This is a genomic window from Streptomyces sp. MMS24-W38, from assembly GCF_059889265.1.
The window spans coordinates 5365380-5382960 of record NZ_JCBCPP010000001.1; the positions used below are offsets into that span (position 1 = coordinate 5365380).

Sequence of the window (17581 nt, forward strand, 5' to 3'; positions counted from 1 at the left end):
CGGACGACGGTACCCCAGTGGTTCGCGGTAGCGTCGGGGCATGAACGACGCAGTACCCCAGCCGGGGGGCGCACAGCAGCCGCCCCCGCGGGTGGAGCACGCCGTACCACCGGTCGAGGACGCCACCCCCCGCATCGGGCCCGAGTACGCCCCCGCCGCCCCCGCACCCCTGAACGTGCCCCGCACCCCCACCGGCAACGCCGAGGTGGACGCGCGTCTGGAGCGGCTGGCCGACGCCGACCACCTCACCACGGACGGCCATGTCGAGGTGTACGAAGATGTGCACCGGGGGCTGCGCGACGCGCTCACCGCGCTCGACGCCCGCCCGGGGCCTCCGGCTCCCACCCGTCACCCGACCACCATCCCTCAACGGGGTCCTTCGGGTCACGAGTCCCATTCGCCGCACCGACAGGGGAGCTGAACCGAACGTGGCAGGAGTCGCACGCCGCCGTCTCGACGCGGAACTGGTCCGCCGGAAGCTCGCACGCTCGCGGGAACACGCCGGCCAGCTGATCGCCGCCGGGCGGGTCAGTGTCGGAAAGACCGTCGCGACCAAGCCCGCCACGCAGGTGGAGACCGCCGCCGCGATCCTCGTCGCCGAGGATGCCGGCGACCCGGACTACGTGTCGCGCGGCGGCCACAAGCTCGCCGGCGCCCTCGAGGCCTTCGTGCCCGGAGGGCTGGTCGTCGAGGGGCGGCGGGCGCTGGACGCCGGCGCCTCGACCGGTGGCTTCACCGACGTCCTGCTGCGGGCCGGGGCCGCGCACGTGGTCGCCGTGGACGTCGGATACGGACAACTCGCGTGGTCTCTCCGAAACGATGAACGCGTCACCGTCAAGGACCGTACGAACGTACGGGAGTTGACGCTTGAAGCAATCGATGGGGAGCCTGTGGATCTTGTCGTGGGGGATCTTTCCTTCATCCCGCTCGGACTGGTCCTGCCCGCCCTGACACGGTGCGCGCGGCCGGACGCCGATCTGGTGATGATGGTCAAGCCGCAGTTCGAGGTGGGCAAGGAGCGGCTGGGCAGCGGCGGAGTCGTACGCAGTCCGCAACTGCGCGCCGACGCCGTGCGGGGGGTGGCCGCCAAGGCCTGGGAGCTGGGACTGGGGGCGAAGGGCGTGACGGCGAGTCCGCTGCCCGGACCCTCGGGGAATGTCGAATACTTTCTGTGGCTGCGGGCCGGGGCTCCGGAACTGGACCCGGCCGACGTTGACCGTGCAGTGGCGGAGGGGCCGCGTTGACACCGAATCGAGTTCGTACCGTTTTCCTGCTCGCCCACACCGGCCGCCCCGCGGCCATCCGCAGTGCGGAACTCGTGGTCAAGGGGCTGCTGCGTTCCGGGCTCGGGGTGCGGGTGCTGGAGACCGAGGCACAGGACCTGCCGCTGCCGGACGAGGTGGAGACCGTCAAGGAGGCCACGCCCGAGTGCCTCGACGGCTGCGAACTGCTGATCGTACTGGGCGGTGACGGCACGCTGCTGCGCGGCGCGGAGTTCGCCCGCGCCTCGGGGGTACCGATGCTCGGCGTGAACCTCGGCAGCGTCGGATTCCTCGCCGAGGCCGAGCGGGACGACCTCGACAAGGTCGTCGACCGGGTGGTGAGCAAGGCGTACGAGGTCGAGGAACGGATGACCGTCGATGTCGTCGTGCACCGGAACGGCACCATCGTGCACACGGACTGGGCGCTGAACGAGGCAGCCGTGCAGAAGGTGTCCGCCGAGCGGATGCTGGAGGTCGTGCTGGAGATCGACGGGCGGCCGGTGACCGGATTCGGCTGCGACGGGATCGTGTGCGCCACCCCGACCGGATCCACCGCGTACGCGTTCTCCGCGGGCGGGCCCGTGGTGTGGCCGGAGGTCGAGGCGCTGCTGATGGTGCCGATCAGCGCGCACGCGCTGTTCGCCAAGCCGCTGGTGACCTCGCCGGACTCGGTGCTGGCCGTGGAGGTCCTGCCGCACGTTCCGCCGGGTGTGCTCTGGTGCGACGGGCGGCGGACCCTGGAGCTGCCGCCCGGGGCGCGGGTCGAAGTGCGGCGCGGCGCGGTGCCGGTACGACTGGCCCGGCTGCATCACGCCTCGTTCACGGACCGGCTGGTCGCGAAGTTCGCCCTGCCGGTTTCGGGGTGGCGGGGGGCTCCGCACTAGGACCTGTCGCGAGGTGGTGCCGTGCCCGGACCGCTTCGGCACCACTCCCGTACCTCTTCCCTCCCGCCCGTCTCCGCACTCGCCGGGCCCGCCGGGGAGGGGTTCCCACGCACGGGTGACGACCTGCCGCGATCCCGGACGGGCGGGGGGCGGCGTCGCACAGCGCGAGGAAAACCTCGTAAGGTCTGGGACGTGTTGGAGGAGATGCGGATACGGTCGCTCGGAGTCATCGACGACGCCGTGGTCGAGCTGTCACCAGGCTTCACCGCCGTCACCGGTGAGACGGGCGCGGGCAAGACCATGGTGGTCACCAGCCTCGGGCTGCTGCTGGGTGGAAGGGCGGACGCGGCGCTGGTGCGGATCGGTGCCAGGAACGCGGTCGTCGAGGGGCGGATCGCCGTGCCCGAGGGCGCCGCGGCCGTCGTACGGGCCGAGGAGGCCGGGGCCGAGCTCGACGACGGGGCGCTACTGATCAGCCGGACTGTTTCCGCCGAGGGGCGCTCACGGGCGCACCTGGGCGGGCGGAGCGTGCCCGTGGGGCTGCTCGCCGAACTCGCCGACGACCTGGTGGCCGTGCACGGGCAGACCGACCAGCAGGGGCTGCTGAAGCAGTCCCGGCAGCGGCAGGCGCTCGACCGGTACGCGGGCGACGCGGTCGCCGGTCCGCTCGCCAAGTACACCGGGGCGTACAAGCGGCTGCGGGCCGTCGCCGCGGAGCTCGAACAGATCACCACGCGCGCGCGTGAGCGGGCCCAGGAGGCCGACATGCTGCGCTTCGGGCTCGACGAGATCGCCGCTGTGGAGCCCCGTGCCGGTGAGGACGTGGAGCTGGCCGAGGAGGCCGAGCGGCTCGGTCACGCCGAGGCCCTGGCGTCCGCCGCGCACGCCGCGCACACCGCCCTCGCCGGCAACCCGGAGGACCCCGAGGGCGTCGACGCCGGAACGCTCGTCGCGGGCGCCCAACGGGCCCTGGAGGCCGTCCGGGCGCACGATCCCGCGCTGGCCGCGCTCACCGACCGGATCGGTGAGGTCGGCATCCTGCTGCGTGACGTGGCCGGGGAACTCGCCGGGTACGCCGAGGACCTGGACGCCGACCCGCTGCGGCTGGCGGCCGTCGAGGAGCGGCGGGCCGCGCTCACCGGGCTGACCCGCAAGTACGGCGAGGACGTCGCCGCCGTGCTGGCCTGGGCCGAGCAGAGCGCCGCGCGGCTCACGGAACTGGACGGGGACGACGAGCGGATCGAGGAACTCACCGCCGAGCGGGACGGCCTGCGCGCCGAACTGGGAGGGCTGGCGCAGGCGCTGTCGGAGGCACGGACCGAGGCCGCGGAGCGGTTCGCGGCGGCCGTCACCGCGGAGCTGGCTTCCCTCGCCATGCCGCACGCGCGCGTGTCGTTCGACATCCGGCAGACGGACGACCCGGACGGCGTCGAGGTCGGCGGGCGCACCGTCGCCCACGGGCCCTCGGGTGTGGACGAGGTCGAGCTGCTGCTGGCCCCGCACCCCGGGGCACCGCCCCGGCCCATCGCCAAGGGCGCGTCCGGCGGTGAGCTGTCGCGCGTGATGCTGGCCGTGGAGGTCGTGTTCGCCGGGACGGACCCGGTGCCGACGTATCTGTTCGACGAGGTCGACGCCGGTGTCGGCGGCAAGGCGGCCGTCGAGATCGGACGGCGGCTCGCCAAACTGGCGAAGAGCGCTCAGGTCGTGGTCGTCACGCATCTGCCGCAGGTGGCCGCGTTCGCCGACCGGCAGCTGCTGGTGGCGAAGACCGACGACGGGTCGGTCACCCGGTCTGGTGTGAAGGTGCTCGAAGGGGAGGAACGGATCCGGGAACTGTCCCGGATGCTGGCCGGCCAGGAGAACTCCGAAACGGCCCGTGCCCACGCGGAGGAACTTCTGGCGACGGCCCGCGCGGACGGCTAGCCGTCGTACTTCCCGGCGCCTCGGCCGACGGGAGGCTTTTTCACTCGTGTGGGTGAAACTTCTGTCCGGTCCGGTGCAGGCGGGCGCTCCCGTCGTTGCCGCGATCCCCTTGCGCCCTGGCATGCTTGACGGAGCACGCGTAGGAGACCGTGCGATACACCCCCTCCGCACGGTCCTTCTGTACGTTCTTCGGGACCATCCGACCCGAACCAGGAGCTCGGCCACGTGACCCCCGTGAGCAGCCACTCACCGCACGGCCAGTCGCCGCTGCGCACCGTGCAGGTGCTGGGCGGCGGCAACGCCGCCACCAGCGCCCATGTGCGCTCACTGGCGGCGGGGCTCGTCGCACGGGGTGTGCGGGTCACGGTGTGCGCCCCCGCCGAGGCGGAGCACACCCACGACTTCACGGGCGTCGGCGCAGGTCATGTGCACGTCCCGCGCAGCAGCGACCCCGGCTCGGTGGCCGCCCTGCGGACGGCCTGCGCGAACGCCGATCTGGTGCACGCGCACGGACTGCACGCCTCCTTCCGGACCGTGCTCGCCCTCAGCGGCCGGCGCACTCCGCTGATCGTCACCTGGCACGACCGGGCGCCCGCCGACGGCGCCCGCGCGCACTTCCTGCGGCTGCTGGAGCGGAGGGTCGTCAAGGCGGCCACCGTGGTGCTCGGAACCACCTCCGCCCTGGTCGACCGGGCCCGCCGGACCGGAGCGCGGGACGCGCGGCTGGCGGCCGTCGCCTTCCCCGCGCCCCGCACGGCCGAGGAGCCGGAGGACCCCGACGGGGCGCGGCCCAAACTGCGTGCCGAACTCGGTGCCGTCGGCCGCCCCTTACTGGTCGCGGTCGGTCCCCTCGAACGGCGCCGTGGCCACCACACCCTGCTGGACGCCACACACGGGTGGCGCCGCCTCGACCCCGCGCCGCTGGTCGTCGTCGCGGGGGAGGGCCCGCTGCGCGGTGAACTCCAGCGGCGGATCGCGGACGAGGACCTGCCGGTCCGGCTCGTCGGACGACGCGACGACGTCACCGGGCTGCTCGAGGCCGCGGACCTCGCGCTGCTGCCGAGCCGGTGGGAGGGGCGCTCCGCGCTCGCTCAGCAGGCCCTCCACGCGCGCGTGCCGCTCGTCGCGACCAGGGCCGGCGGCATGCCCGAACTCGTCGGCGACGCCGCCGAACTCGTTCCCCCCGGCAACGCGCGTGCGCTCGCCGACGCCGTCGTACGGCTGCTGGGCGACCCGGGGCGCCGGGAGGAACTCAGGGCCAGGGCCACCCGGCAGGCGGCCGGGTGGCCGACGGAGGACGAGGCGGTGGCCCAGGTGCTCAGTGTCTACGACGAGTTGACGCAGCACTGCCCGCTGCTCTGACGTCACATGCCGCGTCAGGACACGTGCCGCCGTGCCCGTAGGGCCAGGCTCAGGGTCAGGACCGTGTGCGGGTCGTCGAGGTCACTGCCCAGCAACTCCCCGATCCTGGCCAGCCGGTTGTACAGCGTCTGGCGGTTCAGGTGCAGTTCGCGGGCCGTCTCCGCCTTGCGGCCCGCATGGGCCAGATAGGTCTCCAGGGTGGGCAGCAGCGGCGGCCGCGAGCGGCGGTCGTGGTCCAGGACCGGGCCGATCGCGCGGTCCACGAAGGCCGCCAGGTCAGGCTGGTCACGCAGCCGCCACATCAGCAGGTCGATGTCCAGGCGGCGGGCGTCGTACCAGGGACGGTCCGGCAGCCCTTGCGCCGCGCTCGCGGTCCGGGCCGCGTGCCGCAGACCCGCCGACGCCGCCGCCCAGTCACCGGCCGCCCCGACCACCACCACGGGCGGCCGCGCCCCCGGCGGCATCATCCCCGCCCGCTCCGCCCCGGCGCGCAGCGCCGCCGCCACCCGGTCCGCGATCGCCGGCCGTTCCGGCTGCGCGCGCAGCCCGAGCAGCAGCGGCACCCGCCCCTCCACCGGCCGCACACCCAGCAGCACGGGGACCCCGAGCGAGGCCAGCTCCTCGGCGACCGCGCGGGCCAGCACCGCCCAGCCGCCGCCCTGCGGGGACAGGACGTCATCGAGCCGCATCACCACCGGGAGCAGCGGGCCGGTGCCCGGTCTGAAACCCAGCACGCGCGCCTGCGCGGGCGCGTCCTGCGGGGCGATCCGGCCCTCGGAGAGGTCGACGAGGAAGTCGCCGCGTCCGCGTGCCGCCAGCTCCTCCTCCTGACGGGCCTGCATCAGCACCACCGCGAGCAGGCCCGCCGCCCGCTCGGCCGCCATGCGGTGCACCGGCTCCGGCGCCGTCCGCACCGGCAGCAGCACCAGACGCGCCCGCACCCCGCCGCTGCCCGGTCCGCCGCCCGGCACGTCGACGAGCACCGAACCGGCCGGCGGGGCGTCCTGGTGCCGGTCGCGCAGCCCCTCCCACACCTGAAGCGGGTCGGTGCCCTCGGGGCCCTCCCCGGCGGCGTACAGCAGCCGTCCGTCCGTCGTCTCCAGGAACACCGGGTTGCCGCTGACGTCGGCCAGGATCCGCAGGACCTGGGGGACGCCCCCACCGCCCAGCAGCGCCTCGGTGCAGCGCCGGTGGACCTCCTCGGCGCGCCGCAACAGCGTGTAGTGACCGTTGACGATCTCGGTGTGGATCTCCTCGGTCACCGTCACGTACGGCACCTCGCGGTGCAGCTGGACCAGGGGCAGCCCCGCCGTCCGTGCCGTGTCGACCAGGGCGGCGGGCAGGCGGGTGAAGCGGGTGCCGAGCTCCACGACGAGGGCCGCGATGTCCCGCTCGGCCAGCGTGCGCACGAACGCCCGCTGCTCGGCGGGGCGGCTGCCGAGACCGTATCCGGTGGTCAGCAGCAGCTCCCCGCCCTTGAGCAGCGAGGCGATGTTGGGCACCTCGCCCGCGTGCACCCAGCGCACCGTGCGCCCCAGGCCGTCGGCTCCGGCCACCACCTCGGGCAGCCCGCTGCGCAGCGCGGGCAGTTCCAGCGCCTGCCGCACGGTGATCCCGGCACCCTGCGTGTCGTATCCGCCGTCCCTGTCCCTGTCGCTGCCGCCCATGCACCGGACGCTACCCGCGCGCACGGGCGCGCGGGCCGTCGGGCGGTTCCTCAGCCCCCGTACGCCCCCGAGGCGGTCAGGCGCAGGGCCGTGTCGATGAGGGGGACGTGACTGAAGGCCTGGGGGAAGTTGCCGACCTGGCGCTGGTTGACCGGGTCCCACTCCTCGGCGAGCAGGCCGAGGTCGTTGCGCAGGGCCAGCAGCCTCTCGAACAGCCTGCGGGCCTCGTCCACGCGGCCGATCATGGCCAGGTCGTCGGCCATCCAGAACGAGCAGGCGAGGAAGGCGCCCTCGTCGCCCGGCAGCCCGTCGACGCCTTCGTCGGAGCCCTCCGTCGGATAGCGCAGGATGAAGCCGTCCGGGGTGGACAGCTCGCGCTGGATCGCCTCGATGGTGCCGATCACCCGCTTGTCGTCCGGCGGCAGGAAGCCCATCTGCGGGATCAGCAGCAGCGAGGCGTCCAGCTCCTTGGAGCCGTACGACTGCGTGAAGGTGTTGCGCTCCTTGTCGTAGCCCTTATCGCACACGTCCCGGTGGATGTCGGCGCGCAGTTGCCTCCAGCGCTCCAGCGGGCCGTCCACGTCACCGGACTCGATGAGCTTGATGGTGCGGTCGACGGCGACCCAGGCCATCACCTTGGAGTGCACGAAGTGGCGACGCGGGCCGCGCACCTCCCAGATGCCCTCGTCCGGCTCCGTCCAGTGCTTCTCCAGGTAGGTGATCAGCTTCACCTGGAGCAGGGACGCGTAGTCGTTGCGGGCCAGGCCCGTCATGTGGCCCAGATGCAGGGCCTCGGTGACCTCGCCGTACACGTCCAGCTGGAGCTGGTTCGCCGCGCCGTTGCCGACCCGGACCGGGGTCGAGTTCTCGTAGCCGGGAAGCCAGTCCAGCTCCGCCTCGCCGAGCTCGCGCTCACCGGCGATGCCGTACATGATCTGCAGGTTCTCCGGGTCGCCGGCCACCGCGCGCAGCAGCCACTCGCGCCAGGCGCGGGCCTCCTCGCGGTAGCCGGTGCGCAGCAGTGAGGACAGGGTGATCGCCGCGTCACGCAGCCAGGTGTAGCGGTAGTCCCAGTTGCGGACGCCGCCGATGTCCTCGGGCAGGGAGGTGGTGGGCGCGGCGACGATGCCGCCGGTCGGGGCGTAGGTGAGGGCCTTCAACGTGATCAGGGAGCGGATCACGGCCTCGCGGTAGGGACCGTGGTACGTACAGTGCTCCACCCACTCCCGCCAGAACTCCTCGGTCGCCTCCAGCGACTGCTCCGGCTCCGGCAGCGGCGGCGGCTCCTTGTGCGAGGGCTGCCACGAGAGTGTGAAGGTGATCCGGTCGCCCGGCGCCACCGTGAAGTCCGAGTACGTCGTCAGCGACTCCCCGTACGTCTCGGCGGGTGTGTCGAACCACACCGAGTCCGGCCCCGCGACGGCGACCGTGCGCCCCTCGTGCCGGTGCACCCACGGCACCACCCGGCCGTAGGAGAAGCGCATCCGGAGCGCCGAACGCATCGGCACCTGGCCCGAGACGCCCTCCACGATGCGGATGAGCTGCGGGGCGCCGTCGCGCGGGGGCATGAAATCGATCACCCGGACCGTGCCGTGCCCGGTGTCCCACTCCGACTCCAGGACCAGCGAGTCGCCGCGGTAGCCGCGCCGGGTCGCGGCCGGCGTCGGGGCGTCGGGGGCGTGTGCCGGGCCGATCCGCCAGAAGCCGTGTTCTTCGGTGCCCAGTAGGCCGGCGAAGATGGCGTGCGAGTCGAAGCGGGGCAGGCACAGCCAGTCGACTGTGCCGTCCCGGCAGACCAGGGCGGCGGTCTGCATGTCTCCGATGAGTGCGTAGTCTTCGATGCGCCCGGCCACGTGCAACTCCAGTCGAACGGCCACGTCACCCCACGAGGGGGCTGTCGCTAGTGCGGTCAAGGGGACAGTGAATGGTGAATTGCTTAATGCGTCGTTGAGCGACGAAGCAAAGCAGTCGCTCAGCCATGAATGCAAAGCGTCGATTATTAGTCAACGAACTGACGAGCTTTCGTTGTTCCGGTGTGACGGGCGGGGGTGGTGCCGTCCGGCCGGCCGGGCTCGGCAGTGGGGTGTCCGAGCAGGATACGACGCACGTAGAGGGTCTGTGTGCCGCTCCGGGCAACGCACCACCGCCGAACGGGTGAGCAGCGGGTGATGGGCCTGTGAGAGGTGACGGACCTGTGCCGGAGCATGCGCGGAGCGTGGCCGGACGGCATCGCGCCGCGTCGCTGATACGCTGGTAGCCCGTGGACCGGTGGGCCCCTTCCCCGGAGGGGAAATCCGAACAGGGCACCCCCGAACCGCAGCGACGGCACCGTCGGAGACCTCCGGCAGGCAGCCGCCCCGCACCCCCCAGACCGCGACCACGGGAGCCCCCTCTTGGCCATGCCAAAATCCACGACGACCAAGCACATCTTCGTCACCGGGGGTGTCGCTTCCTCTCTCGGCAAGGGCCTGACCGCCTCCAGCCTCGGCATGCTGCTCAAGGCCCGCGGTCTGCGCGTCGTGATGCAGAAGCTCGACCCGTACCTCAACGTCGACCCCGGCACGATGAACCCCTTCCAGCACGGTGAGGTGTTCGTCACCAACGACGGCGCCGAGACCGACCTGGACATCGGGCACTACGAGCGTTTCCTCGACCGTGACCTGGACGGCTCCGCCAATGTCACCACGGGCCAGGTCTACTCGACGGTGATCGCCAAGGAGCGGCGCGGCGAGTACCTGGGCGACACCGTGCAGGTCATCCCGCACATCACCAACGAGATCAAGCACCGCATCCGCCGGATGGCGACGGACGAGGTCGACGTCGTGATCACCGAGGTCGGCGGCACGGTCGGCGACATCGAGTCGCTGCCGTTCCTGGAGACCGTCCGCCAGGTGCGGCACGAGGTCGGCCGCGACAACGTGTTCGTCGTCCACATCTCGCTCCTGCCGTACATCGGCCCCTCGGGTGAGCTGAAGACGAAGCCGACCCAGCACTCGGTGGCCGCGCTGCGCAACATCGGTATCCAGCCGGACGCGATCGTGCTGCGCTGCGACCGCGAGGTGCCGACCGCGATCAAGCGGAAGATCTCGCTGATGTGCGACGTCGACGAGGCCGCCGTGGTCGCCTGTCCCGACGCCCGTTCGATCTACGACATCCCGAAGGTCGTGCACGCCGAGGGCCTGGACGCCTACGTCGTGCGCAAGCTGGACCTGCCGTTCCGGGACGTGGACTGGACGACCTGGGACGACCTGCTCGACCGGGTCCACAACCCCGACCACGAGATCGTCATGGCCCTGGTCGGCAAGTACATCGACCTGCCCGACGCCTACCTGTCGGTCACCGAGGCGCTGCGCGCGGGCGGCTTCGCCAACAAGGCCCGGGTGAAGATCAAGTGGGTCGCCTCCGACGACTGCAAGACCCCGGCCGGCGCCCAGGCGCAGCTCGGTGACGTCGACGCGATCTGCATCCCCGGCGGCTTCGGGGACCGCGGTGTGCTGGGCAAGGTCGGCGCGATCCGCTACGCGCGCGAGAACCGGATTCCGCTGCTCGGTCTCTGCCTGGGCCTGCAGTGCACCGTGATCGAGGCGGCCCGCAACCTCGCGGACGTCTCCGACGCCAACTCCACCGAGTTCGACCCGGCCACCTCCCACCCGGTCATCTCCACCATGGCCGAGCAGCTCGACATCGTCGCAGGTGAGGGCGATCTGGGCGGCACGATGCGGCTCGGCATGTACCCGGCGAAGCTGGCCGAGGGTTCGATCGTGCGCGAGGTGTACGACGGCAAGGAGTACGTCGAGGAGCGCCACCGGCACCGCTACGAGGTGAACAACGCCTACCGCGCGGAGCTGGAGAAGAAGGCGGGGATCGTCTTCTCCGGCACCTCCCCGGACGGCAAGCTCGTCGAGTACGTCGAATACCCGCGCGAGGTCCACCCGTACCTGGTCGCGACCCAGGCGCACCCGGAACTGCGGTCGCGTCCGACGCGTCCGCACCCCCTGTTCGCGGGTCTCGTCAAGGCCGCCGTCGAGCGGAAGATCTCGAAGTAACACACCGGTTGTACGGTTGCCGGGGTGCGAACCTTCAAAAGGTGAGCACCCCGGCCGCTTTTCTCACCCACCGCAATCGCGTGACCCCTGTACGTCGGGAAGGACGGGCATGACGATCAAGGACACCCCGGAGGAGTGGGAGATCCGGGCGACCCGGACCCCCTTCGTCGGCAACAAGACCTCCGTCCGCACCGACGACGTGGTCATGCCCGACGGGACCGTGGCCCACCGCGACTACCAGGTCCACCCGGGCTCCGTGGCCGTCCTCGCCCTCGACGACGCCGATCGCGTCCTGGTCCTGCGCCAGTACCGCCACCCCGTGCGCCACAAGCTGTGGGAGATCCCGGCCGGCCTGCTCGACGTACCCGGCGAGAACCCGCTGCGCGCCGCCCAGCGGGAGCTCTACGAGGAGGCACACGTCAAGGCCGAGGACTGGCGGGTGCTGACCGACGTCTACACCACCCCCGGCGGCTGCGACGAGGCCGTACGGATCTTCCTGGCCCGCGGACTGTCCGAGGCCGAGGGCGACCGCTTCGAGGTCGAGGACGAAGAGGCCGACATGGAACTGGCCCGGGTGCCCGCCGCGGACCTGGTCCGCAAGGTGCTGGCCGGTGAACTGCACAACAACTGCCTGGTGGTGGGCGTCCTCTCGCTCGTCGCCGCACGGGGCGGGGACGGGCTCGACGCGCTGCGCCCCGCCGAGGCGCCGTGGCCGGCGCGCCCGTTCGAGGCCTGAACCGCCCGATCACCCTGCACTTTGCAATGTGACCATCGACTGATCCGATCGGGGGACGCATTCGCCACGCTCCACACGGAACGTAGCAGAGCGTGAACTAGGCTCTGGAAAACGCCCGATCCGGAGTCCCGGCGGGCTTGCGCGTGCGGTGGGACGGGAGTGTGGCCCGTGACGGATCAGGCAGTGGACACGGACGGTGCACGGCTTTCCCAAGGCGTTACCGTGGGTGACCGATTCCTGGGCCGTACCAGGGAGTTGAAGGAACTGCGCGCTGACATCGAGCGCGCGGGACTGGACACCCTCTCCGGCCGCAAGGCTCCCCGCGCGCGCGTGCTGCTCATCGCCGGCCGGCCGGGCTCGGGCCGTACGGCTCTCGGCGAGGAACTCGTGCGCCAGGTCGCCGACCGGTACCCCGACGGGGTGCTGCGCGCCCGGCTGAGCGAAACCGACGGCACGCGCGTGCCCGTCGAGCGCTCCGCGCGCGAACTGCTCGACGCGCTCGACGCGCCCGCCCCGGCCGGCGCCGCCGAGGACGATCTCGTCGAGGCGCTGCGGGCCGCCCTCGCCGGCCGCCGGGTGCTGCTCCTGCTGGACGACGCGGCCGACGCCGAGCAGGTCGACGCCCTGCTGCCGGACAGTCCCGACTGCCTGGTGGTCGCCGTCTCGGAGGGTCCGCTGACCGGTATCTCCGACGTCCGCCCGTGCACCCTCGGCGGCCTCGACACCAAGTCCGCCGTGGAACTGCTGTCCCGGTCCACCGGCTCGGTCCGCATCACCGTCGACCCCCGGGCCGCGGAGGGCCTGGCCGAGCAGTGCCAGGGACAGCCGGCCGCCCTGGTACTGGCCGGCGGCTGGCTCGCCGCCCGGCCCAAGGCCGCCGTCGCCGATCTCGCCAGGCAGCTGCACGCCGACCCCGACAACGGCACCGCGGGCACCGCGGTCAGCCGTGTCCTCCACCTCGTGCACGCCGAACTGCCCGCACCCGCCGCCCGGATCCTGCGCCTGCTGAGCCTCGCCCCGGCCGGCCTGGTCGACCCGCACACCGCCTCCGCGCTCGCCGGCTGCTCGGTGGGCAGCGCACGCTCCACCCTGGACGACTTCGTCTCCGTGGGCCTGCTGCACCCGGCGGGGTCGTCGCTGCCGCAGTACGAGGTGCCCTGCTGCCTGCACCCCCTGCTGCGCGGTCTCGCGGAGACCCACGAACGGCCGGGGGAGCTCCAGCTGGCCCGCGCCCGCATGCTGGAGCGGACCGTGCGGCTGCTCCAGTCGTGCAGGGCCATCACCGAGACCGACAGCCCTCAGGCGCGCGAGAGACTGCTCGGGACGCCACGCTCCCTGCGCTTCACCACTCCCCGGGACGCCGCCGACTGGCTGCGTGCCCGCAGGCCCGCCCTGCTGGCCTCGGCCCGGCTCGCGGTCGCCGACGGGGCGCTGGACACCCTGGCCCGCCGCCTGATGTCGCAGCTGGTGCGTGCCATGGTGGCCCACTTCGGCACCCAGGCCGCCGCGAGCGACCTGTACGGCATCCACCACCTCGTCCTCGACGTGGCCGAGCGCCGGGAACTGCCCCGTGAGAAGGCCGCGGCCCTGCTGAACCTCGGCGACCTCGACGCCCGGAGCGGCCGCACGGCCGACGCGCTGGCGCGCTACCGGGCCGCGCTGGACGCCGGACGCGCGGCGAACGACCCGTACGCGACCGGCCGCGCGATGGAATCCGTGGGAGGCGCCCATCTGGAGCTCGGGGACTTCGACCGGGCCGCCGACTGGTTCGGGCGGGCCCTCGCCGAGCGGCTCGCCCGGGACGAGCGTGCGGACGCCGCCCGCCTCTACGGCCGGATCGCCGCCGCCCACACCTACGTCGGCCGCTACGGCGAGGCGCTGCGGAACTGGCGGGCGGCGGTCGCCGGGTACCGCAAGAGCGGTGAGGTGGCAGCCCAGGCGCGGGCGCTGAGCGAACTGGCCCGGGTACAGGAGTACGCGGGCCGGCCCGAGGAGTCGCTGCGCACCTGCCGGGAGGCGGTGGAGTGGGCCCGGCGGGCCGAGGACACCCGGCTGCAGGCGGCGCTGCACCTGCGGCTCGCCGACACCTTCGAGCACCTCGGCGACCCCGCGTCGGCCGCGCTGCACCGGGAAACGGCCGAGCGGATGCTGCAGGAGGAGGCCGAAGCGTCCCAGGCATCCGGCAGCGACCCGGAACAAGGAGGCGACGCCTGCGAGATCCGTGGTGCCCCTGCGGAAGGCTGATGCTTCGCAAGGCCGGACAGTGGTAGAGCCTTCATCGAGATGGCGCTGCGGCGCTGTCTTCAGCGGTCTCCCAGGGTGCGCTCGTGTGCCCGGGTATGGGTAGTGATACCTCATACCCTGCGAACCGAGGACTGTGATCGATGTGAAGGTCGGCATCCCCCGCGAGGTCAAGGACAACGAGTTCCGGGTGGCCATCACCCCCGCCGGCGTGCACGAGCTGGTGCGCCACGGCCACCAGGTCGTCCTCGAGCGCGGCGCAGGCGTCGGCTCCTCGATCCCGGACGGTGAGTACATCGCCGCGGGAGGGCAGACACTGGACACCGCCGACGAGGTCTGGGCCGCCGCCGACCTGCTGTTGAAGGTCAAGGAGCCGGTGGCCGCGGAGTACCACCGGCTGCGCAAGGACCAGACGCTCTTCACCTACCTGCACCTGGCCGCCTCCAGGGAGTGCACGGACGCGCTGCTGGCGTCCGGCACCACCGCGATCGCCTACGAGACGGTCGAGCTGCCCGGCCGCGCGTTGCCGCTGCTCGCGCCCATGTCCGAGGTCGCGGGGCGACTGTCCGCCCAGGTCGGCGCCTACCACCTGATGCGGGCCAGCGGCGGCCGCGGCGTGCTGCCCGGCGGTGTCCCCGGGGTGCCGGCCGCCCGGGCCGTCGTCATCGGCGGAGGAGTCTCCGGCTGGAGCGCCGCACAGATCGCCGTCGGCATGGGGTTCCACGTGACCCTGCTCGACAAGGACATCAACAAACTCCGTGAGGCCGACCGGATCTTCGGCACGAGGATCCAGACCGTCGTCTCCAACGCCTTCCAGCTGGAGATGGCCTGCCTGGAGGCCGATCTGGTGATCGGCGCGGTGCTGATTCCCGGCGCCAAGGCGCCGAAGCTGGTCACCAACGACCTCGTCTCACGGATGAAGGCCGGAAGTGTCCTTGTCGACATCGCGATCGATCAGGGCGGCTGCTTCGAGGACTCCCGCCCGACCACGCACACCGAGCCGACCTTCACGGTCCACGAATCGGTCTTCTACTGCGTCGCCAACATGCCCGGCGCGGTGCCCAACACCTCCACCTACGCCCTCACCAACGCCACGCTGCCCTACGTCGTCGAACTCGCCGACCGCGGCTGGGCGGAGGCGCTGCGCCACGACCCCGCGCTCGCCAAGGGCCTCAACACGCATGACGGCAGGGTCGTGTACCAGGAGGTCGCCGAAGCCCACGGCCTGGCCCACGTGGAAGTCGCCGCGCTGCTCGACTGAACCCGCAGGAGGCGGCGGCAGGTGACCTCCGGCCCCAAGTCGACTAAGTTACTGACCGGCAAAGGCGATACTCCCCGATCTCGACTTCGCTCGATCGGGGGGACCCCGTCTTCCTTCGTCAACGCGGCCGACCTGGCTCGGACTTGCCCGCCAGGTCCGGCAAGATGTGTGTATGGTCACTTCACGGATCCAGGACAACTCGCCTCGAACGTAATGTTTCCGTCGATTCGTACACCGGTGAAACCTGCCGTGCGACGGTCGTACGCCCTTGACAGAGGGATGTTTCATTGTCGACACATCGGGCCGGGTCCGGTGGATTGTGTTGCTGCGGACCGCTGACACGCCATAGAGTCGCCAATCGTCGGCATGATGCCACGCTGACCTGTCTAGAAGTTTCCTGGTCACCAAGGAGGTAAGACGACTTGTGAATGAGTCGACATTTACTCCCGGGGGTGGTCAACCAGGAATGCCTGCACGGGACCGGGGTCCCGCGGGGTTCGCTGCTGTCGGCTCCGTCGCCGTGCACACCTTCGCAGCCCAACAGAGTCAGCAGGCGACTCTCACCGCACACCCGAGCATGGATGGCCATCACGTGAACGCCATGGCCGGCGACGGAAGTGGCGCGCCCCACAACCAACTCGCCGACTACGACGAACTGCCCGAGGGGCATTTCTACGACCCCGACGCCGAGTACGAGCCGGATCCCGAGTACGCGGCCACCCTCGCGCCCGACGCTGCCCGCCAGCGCCGTGAGCGCGTCGGCCCGACCGGTCGCCCGCTGCCGTACTTCCCGATCCCGGGCCCGCTGACCGACCACGGCCCCGCGAAGATCATCGCGATGTGCAACCAGAAGGGCGGCGTCGGCAAGACGACGTCGACCATCAACCTGGGTGCCGCGCTCGCCGAGTACGGCCGCCGGGTGCTGCTCGTCGACTTCGACCCGCAGGGCGCGCTGTCGGTCGGACTCGGCGTCAACCCGATGGAACTCGACCTCACCGTCTACAACCTGCTCATGGAGCGGGGCATGGCGGCCGACGAGGTGCTGCTGAAGACGGCGGTCCCCAACATGGACCTGCTGCCCAGCAACATCGACCTGTCGGCGGCCGAGGTCCAACTCGTCTCCGAGGTCGCCCGCGAGTCGACGCTGCAGCGCGCGCTGAAGCCGCTCATGGACGACTACGACTACATCGTGATCGACTGCCAGCCCTCGCTCGGCCTGCTCACGGTCAACGCGCTGACGGCCGCGCACAAGGTGATCGTGCCGCTGGAGTGCGAGTTCTTCGCTCTGCGCGGTGTGGCGCTGCTCACCGAGACCATCGAGAAGGTCCAGGAACGGCTCAACCCCGAGCTGGAGCTCGACGGGATCCTCGCCACGATGTACGACTCGCGCACGGTGCACAGTCGTGAGGTGCTCGCGCGCGTCGTCGAGGCGTTCGACGACCACGTCTACCACACGGTCATCGGGCGTACGGTCCGCTTCCCGGAGACGACCGTCGCCGGTGAGCCGATCACCACGTACGCGTCCAACTCCGTCGGCGCCGCCGCCTATCGCCAGCTTGCCAGGGAGGTGCTCGCCCGGTGTCACGCCGAGTGAGTCTGCCGGGGGCCGACGAACTCTTCCGTACGACAGGGGGGATGGCGCTCCAGGCGTCCACGCCGAGGCGCCAGGCGGGCGGCGAGGCCCGGGTCCCCGCTCCCGCGGGGGAGGGCGGCGCGGCCGCGGCCCAGGACGACACTCCGCAGTCGGTGCCCGCGCAGGGCGGCGACGGCGAGGGTGCCGAGCACGTCGCCACGGACGCCGAGCCGGCCGAAGCCGGCGAGTCCCGCAGCCGCGCCGCGCCGGAGCGCGCCGCGCGAGGGCGGGGGGCGCAGCAGGGGGCGACGGGTTCCGAGGGTTCGGCCGGTTCCGCCGGTACGGCCGCCGAGGCGGCCCCGCGCAAGCGCGGAAGGACGGCGGCGCGACGGCCCAGCGGACGTGAGCGGCACGACGAGAAGATCACGGTGTACGTGTCCGCCGAGGAACTCATGGACCTCGAGCACGCCCGTCTGGTGCTCCGGGGCGAGCACGGACTGGCCGTCGACCGGGGCCGGATCGTCCGCGAGGCGGTCGCCGTGGTCCTCGCCGACCTGGAGTCCCGCGGAGACGCCAGCATCCTCGTACGGCGCCTGCGGGGACGGTAGCGGTAGCCTGCGGAGGCC

The 17581-nt window shown here is 72.0% G+C and carries 13 protein-coding genes; 11 read left to right on the forward strand and 2 right to left on the reverse strand.

The features are described 5' to 3' along the window. The first annotated feature begins 40 nt into the window (after positions 1–40). The 5 genes from AC6F7H_RS23425 (at position 41) to AC6F7H_RS23445 (ending at position 5431) form a co-directional block, all read left to right on the forward strand. Positions 41–421 (forward strand): hypothetical protein, encoded by a 381-nt coding sequence (locus AC6F7H_RS23425; RefSeq protein WP_500758871.1) that lies wholly within the window; start codon positions 41–43, stop codon positions 419–421. Positions 422–428: 7 nt separating this feature from the next. Further along, complete coding sequence (locus AC6F7H_RS23430; RefSeq protein WP_384211476.1) at positions 429–1244, forward strand: TlyA family RNA methyltransferase; 816 nt, start codon at positions 429–431, stop codon at positions 1242–1244. Continuing rightward, entirely contained in the window at positions 1241–2146 is a 906-nt protein-coding gene (locus tag AC6F7H_RS23435) for an NAD kinase (RefSeq protein WP_202280504.1), read from the forward strand. The genes AC6F7H_RS23430 and AC6F7H_RS23435 overlap by 4 nt, the downstream gene beginning before the upstream one ends. Positions 2147–2350: 204 nt before the next feature. After that, positions 2351–4069 carry a DNA repair protein RecN gene (gene recN / locus AC6F7H_RS23440; RefSeq protein ID WP_109382615.1) on the forward strand — a complete coding sequence of 573 codons (1719 nt, stop codon included), beginning with the start codon at positions 2351–2353 and terminating at the stop codon, positions 4067–4069. A gap of 225 nt (positions 4070–4294) precedes the next feature. Then, positions 4295–5431 carry a glycosyltransferase family 4 protein gene (locus AC6F7H_RS23445; protein WP_500758872.1) on the forward strand — a complete coding sequence of 379 codons (1137 nt, stop codon included), beginning with the start codon at positions 4295–4297 and terminating at the stop codon, positions 5429–5431. Between the two features lie 14 nt (positions 5432–5445). Here AC6F7H_RS23445 and AC6F7H_RS23450 read toward each other — a convergent pair whose 3' ends face one another. Further along, complete coding sequence (locus AC6F7H_RS23450; RefSeq protein ID WP_500758873.1) at positions 5446–7098, reverse strand: PucR family transcriptional regulator; 1653 nt, start codon at positions 7096–7098, stop codon at positions 5446–5448. 50 nt (positions 7099–7148) lie between these two features. After that, complete coding sequence (locus tag AC6F7H_RS23455; protein WP_500762009.1) at positions 7149–8951, reverse strand: glycoside hydrolase family 15 protein; 1803 nt, start codon at positions 8949–8951, stop codon at positions 7149–7151. 546 nt (positions 8952–9497) lie between these two features. Here AC6F7H_RS23455 and pyrG point away from each other — a divergent pair. The 6 genes from pyrG (at position 9498) to AC6F7H_RS23485 (ending at position 17563) form a co-directional block, all read left to right on the forward strand. Further along, positions 9498–11144, forward strand: coding sequence for a CTP synthase (gene pyrG, locus AC6F7H_RS23460; RefSeq protein ID WP_500758874.1), 1647 nt, complete (start codon positions 9498–9500; stop codon positions 11142–11144). A 109-nt stretch (positions 11145–11253) separates the two neighbouring features. After that, positions 11254–11880 (forward strand): NUDIX domain-containing protein, encoded by a 627-nt coding sequence (locus tag AC6F7H_RS23465; protein WP_363038690.1) that lies wholly within the window; start codon positions 11254–11256, stop codon positions 11878–11880. 168 nt (positions 11881–12048) lie between these two features. After that, on the forward strand, positions 12049–14124 hold the full coding sequence (locus AC6F7H_RS23470; RefSeq protein WP_500758875.1) for a tetratricopeptide repeat protein: 2076 nt from the start codon (positions 12049–12051) through the stop codon (positions 14122–14124). 133 nt (positions 14125–14257) lie between these two features. Continuing rightward, complete coding sequence (gene ald, locus AC6F7H_RS23475) at positions 14258–15382, forward strand: alanine dehydrogenase (protein ID WP_500758877.1); 1125 nt, start codon at positions 14258–14260, stop codon at positions 15380–15382. A gap of 466 nt (positions 15383–15848) precedes the next feature. Continuing rightward, positions 15849–16976: a ParA family protein gene (locus AC6F7H_RS23480; protein ID WP_202280511.1), complete on the forward strand. Its 1128-nt coding sequence runs from the start codon at positions 15849–15851 to the stop codon at positions 16974–16976. Continuing rightward, entirely contained in the window at positions 16961–17563 is a 603-nt protein-coding gene (locus tag AC6F7H_RS23485; RefSeq protein WP_500758878.1) for a hypothetical protein, read from the forward strand. The genes AC6F7H_RS23480 and AC6F7H_RS23485 overlap by 16 nt, the downstream gene beginning before the upstream one ends. Positions 17564–17581 lie beyond the last annotated feature (18 nt).